At 63.0% G+C, this 18,311-nt stretch carries 8 protein-coding genes, 1 tRNA gene and 2 rRNA genes (1 of these 11 running past the window's edge); 5 read left to right on the forward strand and 6 right to left on the reverse strand.

What is annotated here, in order from left to right; genetic code table 11:
- The 3 genes from NKI35_RS00775 to NKI35_RS00785 form a co-directional block, all read left to right on the forward strand.
- Positions 1–826: ribosomal RNA gene (locus NKI35_RS00775) — 23S ribosomal RNA — on the forward strand (it extends 1,975 nt beyond the left edge of the window).
- 203 nt (positions 827–1,029) lie between these two features.
- Positions 1,030–1,144, forward strand: a 5S ribosomal RNA gene (gene rrf / locus NKI35_RS00780).
- Positions 1,145–1,402: 258 nt separating this feature from the next.
- A tRNA-Met gene (locus tag NKI35_RS00785) sits at positions 1,403–1,479 on the forward strand.
- A 311-nt stretch (positions 1,480–1,790) separates the two neighbouring features.
- Here NKI35_RS00785 and NKI35_RS00790 read toward each other — a convergent pair.
- Positions 1,791–2,585, reverse strand: a complete 795-nt coding sequence (locus tag NKI35_RS00790; protein WP_352738071.1) for a SapC family protein — start codon at positions 2,583–2,585, stop codon at positions 1,791–1,793.
- Between the two features lie 238 nt (positions 2,586–2,823).
- Here NKI35_RS00790 and NKI35_RS00795 point away from each other — a divergent pair, with 238 nt between their 5' ends.
- Both NKI35_RS00795 and NKI35_RS00800 read left to right on the forward strand, forming a co-directional pair.
- The gene (locus NKI35_RS00795; RefSeq protein ID WP_352537054.1) at positions 2,824–3,093 is read left to right on the forward strand and encodes a DUF6916 family protein; all 270 of its coding nucleotides are present in this window, start codon (positions 2,824–2,826) and stop codon (positions 3,091–3,093) included.
- A 72-nt stretch (positions 3,094–3,165) separates the two neighbouring features.
- On the forward strand, positions 3,166–3,744 hold the full coding sequence (locus NKI35_RS00800; protein WP_352738074.1) for a 2OG-Fe(II) oxygenase: 579 nt from the start codon (positions 3,166–3,168) through the stop codon (positions 3,742–3,744).
- A gap of 15 nt (positions 3,745–3,759) precedes the next feature.
- Here the strand turns inward: NKI35_RS00800 and NKI35_RS00805 are convergent, their stop codons facing one another.
- The 5 genes from NKI35_RS00805 to NKI35_RS00825 form a co-directional block, all read right to left on the reverse strand.
- Positions 3,760–4,287: a GNAT family N-acetyltransferase gene (locus tag NKI35_RS00805; RefSeq protein ID WP_023833000.1), complete on the reverse strand. Its 528-nt coding sequence runs from the start codon at positions 4,285–4,287 to the stop codon at positions 3,760–3,762.
- Positions 4,288–4,297: 10 nt separating this feature from the next.
- Positions 4,298–4,825: a phage tail protein gene (locus NKI35_RS00810; protein WP_023686661.1), complete on the reverse strand. Its 528-nt coding sequence runs from the start codon at positions 4,823–4,825 to the stop codon at positions 4,298–4,300.
- A 9-nt stretch (positions 4,826–4,834) separates the two neighbouring features.
- The gene (locus NKI35_RS00815; protein WP_023672956.1) at positions 4,835–5,356 is read right to left on the reverse strand and encodes a phage tail protein; all 522 of its coding nucleotides are present in this window, start codon (positions 5,354–5,356) and stop codon (positions 4,835–4,837) included.
- Between the two features lie 12 nt (positions 5,357–5,368).
- Positions 5,369–5,875 carry a phage tail protein gene (locus tag NKI35_RS00820; RefSeq protein ID WP_023672955.1) on the reverse strand — a complete coding sequence of 169 codons (507 nt, stop codon included), beginning with the start codon at positions 5,873–5,875 and terminating at the stop codon, positions 5,369–5,371.
- 116 nt (positions 5,876–5,991) lie between these two features.
- The gene (locus tag NKI35_RS00825) at positions 5,992–18,234 is read right to left on the reverse strand and encodes a beta strand repeat-containing protein (RefSeq protein ID WP_352738077.1); all 12,243 of its coding nucleotides are present in this window, start codon (positions 18,232–18,234) and stop codon (positions 5,992–5,994) included.
- Between the last annotated feature and the right edge of the window lie 77 nt (positions 18,235–18,311).

Consider the following 18,311-nt stretch of genomic DNA (forward strand, 5'->3'; position numbering starts at 1 on the left):
GACCCCGTGCACCTTTACTATAGCTTTACATTGGCATTCGTAGTGGCATGTGTAGGATAGGTGGTAGGCTTTGAAACCTGGGCGCCAGCTCAGGTGGAGCCACCCTTGAAATACCACCCTTATTACTATGGATGTCTAACCGCGGCCCGTTATCCGGGTCCGGGACAATGTATGGTGGGTAGTTTGACTGGGGCGGTCGCCTCCTAAAGAGTAACGGAGGCGCGCGATGGTGGGCTCAGAACGGTCGGAAATCGTTCGCTGAGTGCAATGGCATAAGCCTGCCTGACTGCGAGACTGACAAGTCGAGCAGAGACGAAAGTCGGTCATAGTGATCCGGTGGTCCCGCGTGGAAGGGCCATCGCTCAACGGATAAAAGGTACGCCGGGGATAACAGGCTGATGACCCCCAAGAGTCCATATCGACGGGGTTGTTTGGCACCTCGATGTCGACTCATCGCATCCTGGGGCTGGAGCAGGTCCCAAGGGTATGGCTGTTCGCCATTTAAAGCGGTACGTGAGTTGGGTTCAGAACGTCGTGAGACAGTTCGGTCCCTATCTGCCGTGGGTGTAGGAATATTGAAAGGATCTGTCCCTAGTACGAGAGGACCGGGATGGACGGATCTCTGGTGGACCTGTTGTGGCGCCAGCCGCATAGCAGGGTAGCTATATCCGGACGGGATAACCGCTGAAGGCATCTAAGCGGGAAACCCACCTTAAAACGAGTATTCCCTGAGAACCGTGGAAGACGACCACGTTGATAGGCCGGGTGTGGAAGAGCGGCAACGCTTGAAGCTTACCGGTACTAATAGTTCGATCGGCTTGATCGTTCTCATTCCTTATGCTCATCGTGAAACACGATGATCTGACCAGCGCTCACGCATGAGCGGCCCTTACAGGGCCTATGCTCCGCGAGGGCGCCGGAAAACCGGCGACGCGCAGTCGCGCTTGCGGGCTTACGCCCGTAAGCAAAACACAAACGTCGCCTTGGCACGAAAAAAACAGCTTCTCGATATAACGTGCGTTTTGCCGACCTGGTGGTTATGGCGGAGCGGCTGCACCCGATCCCATTCCGAACTCGGCCGTGAAACGCTCCAGCGCTGATGGTACTTCGTCTCAAGACGCGGGAGAGTAGGTCGCTGCCAGGTCTGCAAAACGCACGTTGAACTCTCATCCGCAAACCGGATGAAACTGAAATCTTCTCTCTACGAAAAGGCCCGCCAAGGGATCACGGGCCGCGCAAGCGGCCCTTTCATTTGGTCAGCCATATACCTATCTGTAAGCCATCCTGTTCATAGGCCCAGGCTTACGTCCAGATAAGCAAGCAAACGCTTGCTTCAGATCCGGAGCAGGCAAGAGCTTGCCCTGGAGAGTCCGGAGCAAGCAAGAGCTTGCCCTGGAGGTGACGCGGGGTGGAGCAGCCCGGTAGCTCGTCAGGCTCATAACCTGAAGGTCACAGGTTCAAATCCTGTCCCCGCAACCAACATCAAAAACAGCCCGCTTCACGCGGGCTTTTTGCGTTCGGACCGTGATCGATGGCGACGACCGGCTATTCAACGATTGAGGAGGGCAGCAAGGTTGGCGTGCTGAGAGGTCCGCGAACCGGGGGATTGATGCCGCCTCGGCGCATTTCGCGAGAGATACGTCGAGCATTAGGAAGTTCGCCAACCCGTCATGGCAATCGATCTGCACGACAACAGCATGATTCGAGCCGCGGAGAGATCGTCGTGCGAAGGCGCGAACCGTTGATTTAAACAACCCGCGCCTTGCCGAAGCTTTTCGTCGCGGGCCGCGTCAGCCAGCTCGCCGCAATGACGCCTGGAAGGCCAGCGAGGTCCAGCTGTTGCTCGAGGCGAGATGGCAATAGAGCAGCGCAAGCGCGCCGGATTTCCTGAGATCAAGAAACGCCTCGTCGCTCAATTTGTTGAAGGCCGGCTCGTCGATCACCTGAAAGTCGGTGAGGTTGAGGGTCTCGCCGCCCTCCAGCATCACCTTGCTCTGCCGCGGCGCGAACAGGCCGTGCGCGTCGATCTTGTCGATCATGGCGCGAGTCGCATTGAAGTCGGTCTGGAACTGGCTGCAGAAGGCGAGCGCCTGCCTCGAGGCCTCGGCCGGCTCGTTGCCGTCGAAGAAGGGCGCGGTCTCGTCGCCGCCCTTGGACGAAGGCGTCTGCTCGACGACGCGTTCGCTGGCGCGGTCGATGCACAACCTCAGGCGGCCGGTCGTTTTCGATTCATCGGCCAGGATGAAGGGGTACCGGCGGACATAGGCGGGAATGTAATGCGGCTCCGCCCATTTGCCGTCGGCGCCTACGAACAGGTTCTGGTCCTGGCGCAGACCGGTGATGATGACAGGCGCCTTGGCGTCGGCAATGAAAACGATCGGATAGGAGCGCATCGCCGCCGGCATTTCCGATGCGACGACGGGGATGGCGTGCGCGGTGCGGGCAAAGGAGAAATCGGCCCGCGCCGTAAGGCCGAGTGAGCCGTGCCGCAGCGGATTGAGCGCCTCGGGTTTTTTGTAGAACAGCGGCAGCGCGTTGGTCGCGGTGCTTCCGGCCGGGGCCGTGTCTGTTTTCGCGTCAGTCATCCCTAGTGTTCTCCTCTAATACCATTCCGGTTTAGGCCAGTGGCTGCCGGTGCGCAACGCGTTGACGGCTGCTTCACCCTACGTGGCCAAGATAAATCTATCTGTTTGTTTGATCGTGCTCTTTTGTACTTCTGGAGATCGAGCTCTATAGACAGCACGCCATGAAGCGGCGAGATTGGCTGACGGGATAGACATCTCAAGAGAGCCGTCTGAAAGACAGACGAACCAGGGCAGGCGCATGGCATCGCTTTCGGATTTCGAGCAGGGGCAGAGCTTTTCCGTCGAAGCCGGCGGTCAGACGCACACGATGGAACTGAGCGCGGTGCAGCCCATTGCCAACAGCCCGCGCGACGGCGGTGGCTTCACGCTGCTGTTCAGGGGGCCGCGCGACGCGGCGCTGCCGCAGGCTATCTATCGGTTCAACGGCAAAAGCGGCGCCCATGAGATCTTCATCGTGCCGATCGCTGCCGATGAGGCAGGGCGGCTTTACGAGGCGGTATTCAACTGATTTTTTTCGACCGGATCGGCCACGGGGACGCTCCGGCCATCAGGGCGATTTGGCAGCGCGGCGGCTCGACATATGATCGACTATATCGAGATTGCGGACGTATTTGACGGAGCGGCGTGTAGCGCACTGTGCGCGGAAATTCGGGCGGCCGTGAGCCGTCCGGCCGGCCTGCTGCGGCGTGCCGACCAGAAGACGGCATGGCCGGAGATCCGCAAGACCGTGCGCGCCGAGGTTTCGCAGGCCACTGAAGAGCGGGTGAGTGCCCTGTTGGCGCAGCAGAAGGCGGCTCTGGAGCGGCATTTCGGGCTGCTGCTCGGCCAGGTCGAGAAACCTCAGTTCCTTCACTATCGGCAAGGCGATTTCTTTGTGCCGCACCAGGATGGCAACACGCCGCTCATTCACGACGAGTCGCGGTTCCGAAAGATCTCGGTGGTGATCTTTCTCAACCGTCAATCGGACAACCCTTCGCCAGAAAGCTATGCAGGCGGCTCGCTGGTCCTGCATGGGCCTTACAGCGGCCCGGACCTGCGCATTGCCATGCCGGCATTGCCGGGCTCTCTCGTCGCCTTTCGCTCGGAAACGACGCATGAAGTCACCCCGGTCACGTGCAACGAACGTTTCACCATCGTCTCCTGGTATCGCGGCACGTGACGACCGGCACGGCCCTTACGGCGAACGGATCATCAGGTCGTAGACGCCCTTGTCCTCGGCAACGGTGAAGCCGAGGCGCTTGTAGAGCCGCCGCGCTGGATTGTTCTTCTCGACATGGATCGAGACCGACTTGCCGACGGCGGCGGCCTCATCAATGAGATCGGCGAGCAACGCACCGCCAGACCCCTTGCCGCGATGCGCCGGCAGGAAGGCGATATCTATGATGCAATGCTCGCTCGCCGAGCGCTCAATATACAGGCGACCGATATCTTGCCTTGCCTGCTCGATCACCAGCCAGTCGGCGTTGGGATAGTATTTCTGGTAATGCGCGTGCTGCGCTTGAAACTGCATGTCGAGGAACGCCGTTTTCTGCGCGTCGCTCCACGGCGTGACGGCAAGTTCTTCGGCGCGGGTCGAGGCGTAGAGCGCCGACAGGAACGGCAGATCGGCGTCCGCCATCGGGCGGAACGTCAGATCAATCCGCGCCGCGCGCACCCAGCAAAATATAACAGGCCCGTTGTCCACAATCGGAAGCTGGATCATGGAGTGGCGCTTACGGACGCGCCGGATAAACGCCTTGCATGGCAATGATGAACGTCATCGCCAGATAGGGAGGCAGGTTGTTGTGAGGCAACGTACTGCCCGTTATGCTCAGTGCCTGGGGGTCCATCTGGACCAGATTTTGCGAAGTGTTGTTCTGATAAAGCGTTCCGCCCCCCGACTTCCCCAGAACAACCGCATCGGTAAGAGTTCCCTGGGCGCCACTCTCGGTGGATATCGCGACAAAATGATTATGTTGCGGCATTTCCGTTTGCAGAAGGGTGACGGACGTTTCGCCACCCGTCTCGCCGAGAAACCGCTCCGACAAGCCATTGCCCTGTCCTTGCCCCATGGGCGCGGAGCCAGCCATATTCGGCAACGCGAAGGTCGACTTGCCGTCGCCGCCGTAAACTGTGCCCAGCAGCGAAAACAGCGCCGTATTCTGCGAGATTGGCAGGAGCTGGCCATCGCAGGTCGCCCACCCCGTCGGGGCGAAATCTCCGGCAAAAATTCGAATTTCGGCGACGAACGGATTGGTCATGGCAAGTCTCTAGCTTTGCTGGGGGAAGATGCCAAATAGCGAGATGATGAAACTGACGGCGAGGAACGGCACCATATTGTCGTGAGGCTGGCTGCCGCCGGCCGGCGAAATGGCTCCGGCGGCCATGTTGCCATCAGGTGCGATACCCACATAGGGCGTCAGCAGGCTCGATGTCGCCAGGACACCGCCGGACGGACCCGGATTCTTGGCGATATTCGACGAACCGGTCCAGGTATGGGAATGGTTCGGCATTTGTTGGGTTGAAACAGTGACGGATTCGACCCCGCCCAGTTCTCCGATGATATAGGTCTGGCTGACCAGCGGGCCCTTGCCAGCATGGACGGGGATGCGGGATGCGAGGTTGGGCAGGGCGAATGTTTCCTCCCCGTCGCCGCCATAAGTCGTACCGATCAGATTGAACAAAGTTTCGTTCTCGGAGATCGGCATCAACTGGCCTTGGCAGAACGCCCAGCCATTCGGAGGGAAATTGCCACCGAACATCCTGATCTCGCCGACAAAAGGTTGGCTCATCGAAGCGTCCTCTTAATTTCGCGACGGGAATATGCCTTGCAGGGCAATGATGAAATTCAAGACGAGATAGGGCGATCTGTTCTCATGCGGCTGGCCGCCACCGACGAAAGTGATGTTTTCCTTCGCCATAGCCACCGCGCTGCCAGGCGGCTGATAGATCGGGCTGGCGTTCGCCCCCAACAGCGCGCCGGATGGATTGTTGACGTTGCCGGCAGTGTTCGATGCGTTGACGAAATGGTTGTGTGTCGGCATTTCGCCGAGCGTGAGCGTGTGAAACTCTTCGCCGCCCTGGCCGCCGACAATTGCACCGATAGGGCCGCCCGTATGAACCGGCGCACGTCCCCTCATATCCGGAAGGGCAAAATTTGTCTGGCCGTTGCCGCCGTACCTGGTGCCAAGAAGTGAGAACAATGGCTGGTTCTGGTTAAGCGGCAACAACTGGCCGTTACAAAATGCCCAGCCGCGCGGTGCATAGTTCCAGGAAATGATCTTGACTTCACCTAAATAAGGCTCACTCATCCCCGTCCCCTCCGTTGGCCGCTTACTGTCTGAATTCTTGTATTATGCCTAAGTAAGACAACAAGTCGATATCAGATTCATAAAATATATTTCCTAGGACGAATCCAAGGTGCTGACTACGGTGTCGCGGCAGGCAGCAGTGGCAGCGGCTGGTTGAAGAACGTCCGGGTGTCCGTCAGTGCCGTTGCCCCGCCATTGACGGTTTCGATACCGGCCTCGCTCGCCTGCGGTACGTTGATCGTGCCGTCGGCGCCGCCGAGGCCGTCCGCGAGGAAGCGGATGGCATTGGCGTTGTTGACGTTGGTGATGGTGTTGGCATGAACGTCGGCATTGATGATAGCGCCGGCAAATGTGGCGGTGACCGTGATGCCGCGGCTGTCGGCATTGTCGCGAATGGTGTTGTTGGTGACCGTCGCGTGCACGGTGCCCGGCTGCACGAGCTGCGTGATCGAGACGCTGTCGCCACCGCTTATGCCGTTGACGCCGATGCTCTGGATAATGTTGTTGTCGATCAGCACCTTGGCGACGCCGAGGCTTTCATGCCCAACCCTGATGCCGTTGCCGGTTCGCGATCCCGAGGTTGCTACGCCTTGCGTACCGATGACGTTGTTGGCGATTGTGCCGTCAAGCGTCCGTGCGAGGTCGCCGCTGCTGAACACGTTGATGGCCGTCGAGTCGCTGTTGGTGACGGTGTTGTTCCGGACGGTGAAATTCAGATTGCCGCCCGTGCCGGCGCCGGAATTGCTGCTCTGGGTAAGGTTGATGCCGTTGTTCAGATTGTTGAATAGATTTCCCGTGGTCTCGCCGATGTGAGCGTTGACGGTGCCGTCATTGGCAATGACGAACAGACCGGTTCCAGGGATGACTCCCGGTCCGGGATAGGCGTTGTTGCCGGTGAAGGTTGCGCCGTCGACGGTCAGCGTCATCGTCGGCGCGCCGGCGACACCGGCGCCGTCCGCCTCGAAGATGAAGTCGCTGCCGGCATTGTTCGAGGCGCCGTTGTTCGAGAACGTGCCGCCGCTCACCACCAGGTTCGCCAACGTGCCGCCGGAATTGATGACCTGCACGTTATGGGTGAATGAGTTGGAGACCGTGAGGTTGGTGAACGTGGTGACGTGCGAGGCGTTGCCGGTAAGTTCGTTGAACAGGATTCCGGACTCGGTGTTGGCATCGGCATTGCTGTTCAGGGTCAGACCGTTGAGCACCACACCGTTGACGCGCAGGCCCTTTATGCCGTTGCCCGCATTGTCGCTGATAATCATGTTGCTCAGGCTGACATCCTGAGTGTCGGTCAGGCTGACGCCATCGCCGGTCGAGTTCTGGATCGTGCCGCCGCTGCCCCCCGTCGCGCCGGTGCCGGTCACCACCAGATTGCCGCTGGTGCCGGTGTTGTTGAGCACGATGCCGTTGGCTGCACCATTGGACGCAATGCTCCTGAACGTCACGTCGCCGGCGCCGATCGTCGTGTTGGCGACATTAAGGGCCGTGCCCGTGCCGGACACGATGGTGTTGCCGGTGCCCTGCACCGTCATCGTGCCGCCGGTGGTGGCTGCCGGACCGGGGCCGGTGGCGCTGAAACCGGCGCCGCTGGTCGTGGCGATGACCAGCCCGCCATTGGTGAAGTTGATCGTCGCGCCGGCATTGTCGCTCAGGCTGACGCCAGCCGCCGTGGTCGAGGTGATCGATTTCGACGCGCCGGAGAAGGTGATGATGCCGGCGACATTGTCGTCCAGCAGGATGCCGATCTGGCCCGCCGCATTATGCGTGATGTTGCCCGACAGGGTGATGTTGCCGGCGGTCAGGGCGCGATCCTGGATGTTGACCGCCTGGCCGGTGCTGCCGCTGGTGATCGCGCCGGCATAGGTGAAGGCCGCCGTGCCGCCGCTGTTGGCGGTGCCTAGGCCATCGCCGATACGGATCACGGCGCTTGTTCCGCCCACCAGCGCGCCGGTGCCGAGGTCGATCGCTCCCGAACCGGTGACGGTATCGAGGATGACGGCGCTGGTGCCGCCGGCGCCTTTGTTCGTGGAAGCGAAGGTCACGCCGCCCGCCGCGATGGCAACGCTGTCAAGGTTGACCGCGACGCCGCTGCCGGTCGAAATCGTGTTGCCCGAGCCGATAACGGTCACGGTGCCAGTACCGTTGCTCGTGGCGTTGAAGCCGGTGCCGGAGGTGGTGGTGATGGCTAGGCCGCCGCCGGTGAAGTTGACCGCGGTGTTGGTGTTCGCCGTCAGGTCGACGGCATTGTTGGCTCCGGTGGTCAGTATCTTGCTGGCGCCGGAGAAGTTGATCGTGCCGCCGGTGTTGGCGTTGACGAGGATCCCGTTGGCCACGCCGCCGGTGGCGCTGAGAGTGCCCGACAATGTCGTGGTGCCGGCGGTGCGGGTGGAGATGCTGACGACGTTTCCGGCCGTGGTCTTGGTGACCGAGCCGGCATAGCTGACATTGGCCGAGCCGCCGGTGACCAGGAAGGCCGCGCCGGTCGCGCCGCCGAGCGCACCGGAGCCGAGGCTGACAGTGCCGGCGCCGGTGACATTGGTCAGCGACACGTTGTTGGTGCCGCCGGTCGAATTGGTCGAGGTGAAATTGATGCCGGTGGTGGTGGCGATGCCGTTGAGGTTGACCGCCTGCGCGGAAGTGGAGCTCACCGTGCCGGTCGTCACATTGACCGTGCCGCCATTGATGGCGCTGAATCCGGTGGTGCCGTTGGTGACGATGTCGAGGTTTGCGAAGCTGACGGTCGAGGCCGTGGCGCCGTTGTTGATTGCGACTGCGGTGCCGGTCATCGGCGTCGTGGTGCCGAGATCGACCGTACCGGTGAAGCTCACCGTATTGGCCGCCGTCGCGCCGGAAATACTAATGCCGCTCGCAGCGCCGTTGGCGATCACCGAGCCGGCGAAGGTGAAGCTGCCGCCAGCGCGGGTCGAGATCGTGGCCGCCGCGCCCGACGTGCTGATGATGGAGCTGGCGCCGTCGAAGCTGATCACCGCGTTGCCGCTGGTCACCGAAAGGCCGCTGCCGCCCGATATATCGACATTGGTACCGGCAATCGTGCCGCCAGCGCCCGACGCGCCGCCGAAGGCGATGCCGGTTCCGCTCGCCGCCGTGGTGATGTTGACGTTGGTCAGCGTCGTCGTGCCGGTGGTGTTGTCGAGTTTGAAAGCAATGCCGGTGGCGCCGGTGCTGGTGACGTTGGTGATGGTGGTGTTGGACGCGTTCAGCCACACATCGCTGGCGTTGCCGGAGAAAGTAACGTTGTTGATCGTCGTGCTGTTCGACGGGGTAATCTCGATACCCTGCGTGGCGAAATTGCTGATGGTCATGTTGCTGATGACGGTATTCGCAGCACCCGCGCCATTGTCCTTGACGCCACGCGCGGCACCCGCCGGGCTGCCATTCAGGATGAAGCTGTCGATGATGTTGCCGCTGGCGCCGAGCGTGATGACATTGTTGCCGGCGCTCGTCGTCAGCGTCGCGGCGCCATTGGGCGTCTGGTCGATGATCGAGATGCTGTTGCTGGCGAGCTGGATGGTGGAGGGCACCGTCAGCGCCAGATTGATGTTGCCGTTGCCGAAGCCGCGCACCTGCTCGCCGGTGGCGAGAGCCAGCGTGTCGTTGCCATTGCTGCCTGCCGCGGTGATGGTGCCGCCATCGTTGACGAGAACCAGGATGTCCGTCGCCACGGCTGCTGCTTCGGCGGTGGCCAGCGTCGCGAGATTGTTCTGGTCGCGACCGCTGCCGTCACCGGTCGCGGACGCGCCGACGAAATAGACCTTGCCGACTCCGAAGCCCAGGCCGGGAGCCGACTGGAAGTTCACATCCTGGAAATTGTAGGTGCCGGCAACCGGCGCACTGGATGCGTCGATGCCTACATTGGCGCCGATGGTCGAGAGCTGGTCGGTCGCCGATTCGCCGTCGCCATAGGTGAAAGCGAGGTTGGTGGCGCTGTTGAGGAACACGCCGGTGTTGACGCCGGCAATGCTGGAGCTGGCGCCGCCGACAACGGCATCGCCGAGGCGTACCGTCTGGCCGCCAGTGGCGCCACGCAGGTCGACGCCTATCGAGGTGCCGGCGGCGGCGGCATTGGTGACATCGAAGTCATTGGCCGTCACCGCCGCATTGATGGTGGCACCGTTGAGGTCGAAGGCCACGCCCGTGGTGCTGTTCAGGCCGATGTCGAGATCGTTGAAGGACAGCGCCGCGCCAAGCGCGCCGGAAACATCGACACCACGCGTGGTGATGCCTTGCAGGTTGACCGTGCCGAGAATGATGGCGCCGCCGCCCGACGAGGCGATATTGGTCAGCGAGATGCCGGTTGCGGCGGCAGTGGCCGAAACACTGTCGAAATTCATGCCCGCAGCGCCAATCGTAACGCCATTGAGGTTCAACGCGGTGCCGCCGGCCGTCGTGGTGATGCTGTTGTCGCTGAGGAGCGCGCCGACGCTGACCGTGCCACCGCCGCTGGCGTTGAAGCCCGTGCCGGAGGTGGTGGTAATCACCAGGCCACCCGTATCGAAGTTGATCGTCGCGCTGGTGTTAGTCGTCAAGTCGACCGCCGTATTGGCGCCAGTGGTCAGCGTCTTCGTGCCACCGCTGAGAGTGATGGTCCCGCCGGAGTTGCCGTGGACATAAATACCATTGTCGAAACCGCCGGTGGCGCTGAGCGCGCCGGACAGTGTGACCGTGCCGCCGGTGACGCCGGAGATGTCGACGATCTTGCCGGCGGTGGTCTTGGTGACCGTGCCGCCATAGCTGACGGTCGCAGCACTGCCATTGAGCAGGAATGCGACGCCCGAAGCGCCGCTCAATGCGCCGGATCCGAGGCTGACTGTTCCGGTGACATTGGCCAGGCCAACATTGTTGGTGCCGCCGCCCGACGAGGTCGAGTCGAGCGCAATGCTGGCGGCGACGTTGATGAGGTTGATCGCCTGGCCGCTGGTCGAATTTACCGTCTGGGCTGCAGCGGAAGCGGTGATGCCCATAACGCCACCGGTCCCGACAATGCCGGTGCCGCTGGTGGTATCGATGGTCAGGCCGTTGAGGAAGTTCACCGTGCCGGCGCTTTGCGAGAAGCCGACGCCGCTGCTCGTGTCGATGTTGGCGAGGCCGGCGATGTTGAGGTTGCCGCTGACCCAGTTGATGCCGCCGCCGGTCGTCGCGACGTTGTTCACCGTCACCGTGTTGAAGGTAAACGTGCCGGTGTTGGCGCCGGTGACGTCGATGCCGAAGCTGCCGGTGCCGGTGATGCTGGTTGCGCCGGAGACATTCACCGCCCCGGTGACGCCGTTGAGGATGATGCCGCTGGTGGCGCCGCTCGAGGTGATGCTGTCGAAATTGACGCCGCCGGCGCCGAGTGTGCCTTGCAGCGACAGCGCGGTCTGGCCCGTGGCGTTGATCGTCGTCGAACCGGCATTGGCGACGGTGAGGCCATTCAGTCCCGAAAGGCTGAGGCCGGTGGCCAACGATGTCGTGATGTCGAGGCCGCCATTGAAGTTGACCGCAGCTGCCGCGCTGCCGCCCGAAATCGAAACGCCGTTGCCGCCGGTGATCGTCACCTGGTCGGTGAAGGTCACCGCGCCGCCGGTGCGGTTGGCGATATTGATGCCGCCACCGGTCAGCGTTCCCGGAGTGGCGCTGTTGGGCAGGATGCCGCGCGACACCGAAATGGTGCCGGTGCCGCCGTTGACGTCGAGCAGCGTGCCGGCAACGTTGATGTTGTTGTTGATGATCGACAGATTGCCGTTGAGGCCGGCGACCTGGATGGCCGTCTGACCAGCGGCGACGTTGCTGATCGTCACGCCTTCGATGGTGATGCCGCTGGCATTGCTGAAGCCGACCGCGCTCTGATCGATGAGGAAGGCGGCACCGGTCGCGCTGCTGAAGTCGAAAGCGGTGTGGCGCACGGCGTTGTCGCCGAGCAATTGCATCAGGTTGGCCGTCCCGCTGACCACGGCCTCGTCGCCGGTGATGTTGCCGCCGGTGGCGCCGAAATTGCCCTGGACGTTGGCCGGCTGGATCGTGCCGGTCGAAACCACATTGCTGTTGCCGAAGCCGGTGATCGTCTGGCCGGAATCGAGCGTGAAGGCGGTGGCGCCGAGATTGATCGTGCCGACGAAGGCGAAGTTCTGCGTGCCGGTCAGCGCATCGGCGGCGGCGAGCGAAATGGTGTTGACGCCCATGCTGAGATTGCCGGTCGTGCCGGCGGCGATGAAGCCGCCCGACTGCGAGACCAGCGTGATCGAACCGGGCGCGGTGGCGAGGTTGGCGCTGCCGGTGAAGAACACGTCGTCGAAATCGTAGTTGCCGAGCGTCGGATCGAGACCGACCGTGTTGACGGTGAAGCCGCCGGCGGCGGCGATGATGAAGGATTCCAGCCCGTCGGTCGAATCGCCGTCGCCGAAGGTGAAGTTGGCATTGGCGGAGGTCGCCGTGGTCTGGCCGGACGACAATTCGACGCCGATGCCGACATTGTCGATCTTCGAGCCCTGCAGGAAGGTGATGACCTTGTTGCCGGTGGTCGACGACAGGTCGATGCCGCGCGAGGTCAGGTCGCCCAGGCCGGTGATCGTCGTCAGGCCGAAATCGGCCGTCGTCGAGGAGCCGCTGAAGTCGATGCCGGTCTGGTTGGCGCCGACATCGTCGATGGTGGTCGTGCCGAAGCTGACATCGTTGTTGGTGCCAGCGAAGTTGATGCCGGCAGTGCCGCTCGTGGTGCCCAGCGTGACCTGGGTCGTGCCGAAGGTCACCGGGCCGGCATTGCCGACAATGTTGATGCCGATGCCGCCGGCGCCCGTCACGGTCACCGCCCCGAAGGTTGCCGATGCGGTGCTCGCGACACCGGAGACGGACAGGCCGGTGCCCAAGGCATTGGTGATCGATAGCGGGGTGGTAACATTCAACGTTGCGGTGCCGATCAGGCCACCGACCACCGCGCCGCCGCCACCGCTCGCCGACAGGGTCGGGCCGGTGAAGCTGAACGCACCGCCTGCCGGGGGCAATGTCGAGCCGATGGCGAACAGATTTCCGGTGCCGGTCGACGTGACGCTGCCGCTGAACTGGGCCGAGCCGCCGATGGTGCCGTCGATCTTGACCGCCGTGCCTGGTGCTGTTGCCGAGCTGGAGATGTTGGCCGAGACCGTGATCGCGGCGCTGCCGCCAAAAACCACGACGCCGTTGCCGGTGCCGGAACCGGTGATGGTGCCGCCGATGTTGATCGTGCCGGTGTTGTTGGTCAGGCTGACGTCGTCGCCCGAAACCAGCGTCGTCACCAGATTGTTGACATTGACCGTCGCGGCGCTGCCTTGCACCACGAAGCCGGGGCCACCGCCAACAACCGTGTCGATCGTCGTCGTGCCATTGAAGGTAACGGCGTTGGCCACGTTGGTGAGGCGGATGGCGTCGCCATTGACGCGATTGATGTCGACAGCGCCGAAGGTGACGCTGCCGCCGCTGGTGTTTTCGATGAGGATGCCGGTCTGCACGGCGCCGCCTGAGCCGTCGACGGTGACGCTGTCGAAAATGACGCCGCCTGCGCCGATGGTCAAACCGCCGGCGCCACCGAGATGGATGCCGTTTTCGACAGGGCCGAGCCCAGATGCGGTCGTGTTGGTGCCGGTGACGGTGAGCGTGCCGCCATTGATGGCGCTGAAGGCAAGGCCGCCATCGGTGGTGAGGTCGAGCCCGCCGGTGAAATTGATCGTGCCGCCGGCATTGCCGGTCAGGTCGATGGCGTTGGCCGCGCCGGTGCTGGCGGTGATTTGGCCGGCGAAGGTGGCGGAGCCGCCGGTCATGCCGCTGATCATGACCGCGCTCGCGGCACTCGTCTGATTGATGGTGCCGTTGTAGGTGAGGTTAGGCGTTGCTCCAAGAATGCTGAGCGCCGTGCCCGTCGTGCCGGCGATCGAACTCGCATTGTCGAAGGTCAGCGTGCCCGTGGAACCGCCCGTGACGCTGACGCCGATACCGGCGCCGGTGATATCCAAATTGTTGAAGGTGCCGGTGCCGCCGAAGTTGCTGGCCAGCAGGCCGGTGCCGCTGACGCCGCCCATCGTCGTGTTGGTGATGTTGATCGCACCCGTTGCGCCGGTCAGGTCGATGCCGGTTACGGCGCTGCTGATCGTCACCCCGGTGATGGTGGCCGCGTTTACATTCGATCCGTTGATCGCCGAGCCCGAACCCGCATTGCTGACGCTGAGGTCGGCGACGCGGTTGCCGTTGGCGAGATCGATGGTGCTGCCGGCCGAGTTGTTGAGAGTGGCGGCGCCATTGCCGAACGGATCGACCTGGGTGCCCGAAGTAACCACCTCGGCGCCGGTGACGTTGGCCGGCGGCCCGCCGAGAGCGACGGTGTTGCCGTTGGCGAAGGAGACGATCTGCTGGCCGTCGGCAAGCGTGAAGCCGTCGGCATCGGTGTTGATGGTTCCAGCGCCGTTGTTGACAAGGACGAAGATGGTGTTGGCGTCGGTCGTCAGACCGTCGGCGGCGTCGGCGTTGATAAGGTCGCCAACGCTCGCGCCGGAGCCGGTCCCGGTGTTTGCTGCGCCGACGAAGATGACGTTGGCGGTGTCGAACAGCTGCGGGCCGACCAGATGGGTGGCGTTGAAGGCATAGGTGCCGTTGCCGGCTAGCAGGCCGCGCATGTCGAGCGAGGCGGTCGTCCCGGTGATCGAACTGGTGCCGACACCGGCGCCGAACGAGAAGGTCGTGTTTGCGCTGGTGCCTGCCGCGCCGTTGGTGCCCATCTGGACGCCGGTGCCGGCGGAGATCACACCGGTGCCGATCGTCACCGAGCCGCCGGTGGTGCCGGAAAGGTCGATGCCCGTGGAAGTGCCAGCTCCGGCAATGTCGAGCGACGTGGCGGTGAAGGTCGACTGGCTGCCCGACAGGTCGAGCCCGGTCTTGCCTGTGGGCAGGCCGGTGATGTCGATGTTGGCGAAGCTGATCGTGCCGTTGGCGCCCTGGACGTCGATGCCGCTCTGGGTCGGCTGGCCGATGCTGGCGTCGCCGAACGTTACCGCGCCGGAATTGCCATTGAGGAGGATCCCGTTCACGCCGGCCTGGTTGATCGTCACCGTGCCGAACGTGGTGGCGCCGGAACTGTTGTTGATCGAGACGCCGTCGCGCGATGGCTGGGTGATGGTGGCCGCGCCGCCGAAATCAACCGTGGCGGCGCTGTTTGTGATGAAAATGCCGTCGAAAAGGGTGTTGGAGGTCGTCGTCGTGCCGGTAACGGAGAAATTGCCGCCGACGTTGCCCAGGCAGATTCCACTCTGTCCGCCGGACTGGCTCACCATGTCCAGCGTGACATTGAGCGCCATCGGGTTGATAAGCCCGAAAGTGACGACATAGACGGCCTGGAGGCCGTTGCCCGAAACCGTGCCGCCGGTCGTCGTCAGGCTTCCGCCGCCCGTCGAGTTGACGAAGATGCCTAAGCCGCCATTGTCCTTTGCATCGAGCGTCTCGAATCCATAGTTTCCGCCGCTGACGATGAACAGGCCGTGGCCGGTATTGTTCGAGAGTGTCGTCGTGCCGGTGAAACTGTAAGTTCCGCCACCATTGTCGATGAGCAGGCCGCTGCCGGTATTGCCGCTTGAGTTCAAATTGTCGGCGGAAACATTGTTGATGGCGCCATCGAACAGCACGCCGTTCAGGCTGGCGCCTGAAACATTCAGCCCCGACATCGTGACATTGCTGACGCCGCTGCCATGGATGCCGTTGGCAGTACCGCCGGAGATGTTGAAGTCCTGGAGCGAGGTATTGTTGGCCAGCGTGACGACGTCGCCGCTGCCCGAAGCGGTCAGCGTTGCGGCACCGGCCGCATCCGAGATGGTGCTGCCGTGATCGACGTTGTCGCCGGTCACATTGATCGGCAGGCCGCCGAGCGAGAAGGTGCGGCCGTTGCCGAAAGAGGCCAGGGTCTGCCCCGCTTCGAGCGTAAAGCCGTCGGTGTCGTCGATGACACCGCGATTGACCAGCACGAAAATCGCGGTGCCGTCGGTATTGTTGTCGGCGTCGGTGATCGAAGCCAGGTCCGAAAGCGAGGTACCGTCGCCTGTGCCGCCTGCGGCGACAAAGATCAGCTGCGTCTGGTCGAACAGTTGCGGCCCGTTGAACGTCGTCGTGCCGAATGCGTATTGGCCCGAACCGGAATTGAGGCCGCGTGCGTCGAGCGAGGCGAGGTTGCCGCCGATCGAGCCGCCACCGAAGGTGAATTGGGCGTTGGCGGCGTCGGCCGGCGAGCCGGCAATGCCGAGCCGCACGCCGGTGCCGACATTGGCGATGGTGCCGCCATTGGTGATGATGATCGTGCCGCCGTTGGTCTGGACAAGGTCGATCCCGATGGACGTCGTGCCGCCGGTGCCGTTTATGTTCAGCGACTGCGCCGTGAAATTAGTCTGGCTGCCGGAGAAGTCGAGGCCGATGCCGGAGCCGAGCCCGGAGATGATGATGTTGCCGGCGATGACGGACGCATTGACGCCGGTAAACACCATGCCGTCGGTGCCGGGATCGGTGATGTTGATGTCGCCGAAGCGGATCGCGGCCGGCGAATCCGTGATCGCGATGGCCGGTCCGGTCGTGTTCGAGATCGTCGTCGCGCCGTTGACGGTGAAGCTGCCCGAAAGATTCTCGAGCACGACGCCCGATGCGCCGCCGGTCTGGGTGATCGAATCCAGCACGATATGGGCGGTGATCGGATCGATGAAGACACCGACGCCGTCGTCGCCGAGTGCCTTGTTGCCCGACACCTGGCCACCGGTGATGGTGATCGAGCCGGCGACCCCGGTGCCCTTCACGGTAATGCCGGCATCGTTGTTGTCGAGCGAGTTGAGGGTGGCGAAAGTGTAGGTGCCGTGGCCGGTTATATCCAGGCCGTCGTCGCCATTGCCCTGCAGCAGCGTCGTGCCGGTGAAGTTATAGGTGCCGTCGCCTTCGATGTGCAGTCCGTCGAGGCCGTTGCCGGTCGCGGTGAAGTTCGAGCCATTGACGCCGGTCGATGTACCGGTGAAGTCGGCGCCGTGGCCGCCGGTGCCGGTGACCGTGACGTTGGTCAACGTGGCGCCGGTGATGTTGTTGCCGAAGATGCCGTCCTTGCCGCCTGTGATGATGATGCCGCTCAGCGTGTTGCCGTTGGCGAGCGTCAGGACGTTGTTGGCGGGGTTGGTGCCCTGGAGGGTGCCGTTGGATCCGCCGAAATTGTAGGTGCCGATGCTGCCGTCGACGAGCCGCGCCTGGACGCCCCCGCCACCGCCGATGACGGTCTGGCCGTTGGCGAGCGTCACACCGGCTGTCGTAATGTTGCCCTTGCCGCCGAGCGCGACGACGACGCCGTTCGCGCCGGCGCCGGCGACCGCATTGTCGAGCGTGGTCGGGTCGCCGATCGTGCCGAGGCCGAGCGCGTCGTTGTCACCATCGGCAAAGAAGAACTGGCCGAATGCCGTGTTGGTGGCGGCATTGATCGCCACCCGCGTCGACGTGCCGGTAACTTTGTCCTGGCTCTCGATGCGAACGCCGATGTCGCCACGCACGCGCTCGTTGACGCGTTTGCGCAGGCCGGGGCTGACCGGATAGACCGGCTCGGCGCCGTCATCGGCCGAAGACGAGCCCTTGTCGAAAGCGTTGAGCGGCACCGTTAGCCGGATGCTGCCGGCGAACTGGGTGTCATCGCGGTTGTCGTTGCGCACCTCGCCGGTGAAGGTCAGCGACGTGCCTTTGCCGATGACGTCGCCGATCGAATATTCCAGGCCGGCCTTGGCGCCGGTGATGCTGCCGTCGTCGCCGTCGGGATCGCCGAAATGGTAGGCGCCGACATCGAAACGCAGTGAATGGTTCTCGGGCAGGTTGAGCGGCACCTGAACGCCGACCTCGCCCTCGATGCCCCAGGCCGCGTAGTCGCGGTGGGCGATGGCCGATATCTGCTCGATCAGCTGATGCCCGACCAGCGACAGGCTCGACTCTTGCCCGGCCGTGCTGCGGTCGCCGCTGATCGGCAGATAGACGTTTACGTGCGCATCGTATTTTGAGGTGATGGCCTCGAGGCCGAGCGTCGAGGCGACGAACTGGTGACTGTCGTGGTTCTGGATGTTGAGATAGGCGTAGCCGCCGATCATCAGATCCGGATTCACGATGCGGCGAACGCCGAGGCCGACGTCCTGGCCGAAGCCGTCGTCGAAATCGTATTTCGAGCGCACATCGAGAAAGAGAACGGATTCGAGGTTCTGCTTCAGCGGCAGGAAACCCTCGATCGCCGTGTTGCCGCCATTGTTGTTGGCGCCGATGATGGCGCGGACCTGCGGCTGCCACAGTCCGGTGTCGCCGGCATGGGCGGCTATGCCGGAAAGGGCAAGTGCCAGAGTGGACAACGCAGTCGTCTTCCAGAGATGCCTGGAGAAACCTGACCGGCGATACTTGCTATTCGCCCGGAAGCTTCTTCCGTGCG

Source organism: Mesorhizobium sp. M0676 (assembly GCF_040320535.1).
Classification (GTDB): Bacteria; Pseudomonadota; Alphaproteobacteria; order Rhizobiales; family Rhizobiaceae; genus Mesorhizobium.

What these genes read in the sequence shown, in the direction of transcription:
- NKI35_RS00790 (WP_352738071.1), bottom strand. Translation starts at nt 2,585, where the DNA reads ATGACTGACGCGAAAACAGACACGGCCCCGGCCGGAAGCACCGCGACC.
- NKI35_RS00795 (WP_352537054.1), top strand. Translation starts at nt 2,824, where the DNA reads ATGGCATCGCTTTCGGATTTCGAGCAGGGGCAGAGCTTTTCCGTCGAA.
- NKI35_RS00800 (WP_352738074.1), top strand. Translation starts at nt 3,166, where the DNA reads ATGATCGACTATATCGAGATTGCGGACGTATTTGACGGAGCGGCGTGT.
- NKI35_RS00805 (WP_023833000.1), bottom strand. Translation starts at nt 4,287, where the DNA reads ATGATCCAGCTTCCGATTGTGGACAACGGGCCTGTTATATTTTGCTGG.
- NKI35_RS00810 (WP_023686661.1), bottom strand. Translation starts at nt 4,825, where the DNA reads ATGACCAATCCGTTCGTCGCCGAAATTCGAATTTTTGCCGGAGATTTC.
- NKI35_RS00815 (WP_023672956.1), bottom strand. Translation starts at nt 5,356, where the DNA reads ATGAGCCAACCTTTTGTCGGCGAGATCAGGATGTTCGGTGGCAATTTC.
- NKI35_RS00820 (WP_023672955.1), bottom strand. Translation starts at nt 5,875, where the DNA reads ATGAGTGAGCCTTATTTAGGTGAAGTCAAGATCATTTCCTGGAACTAT.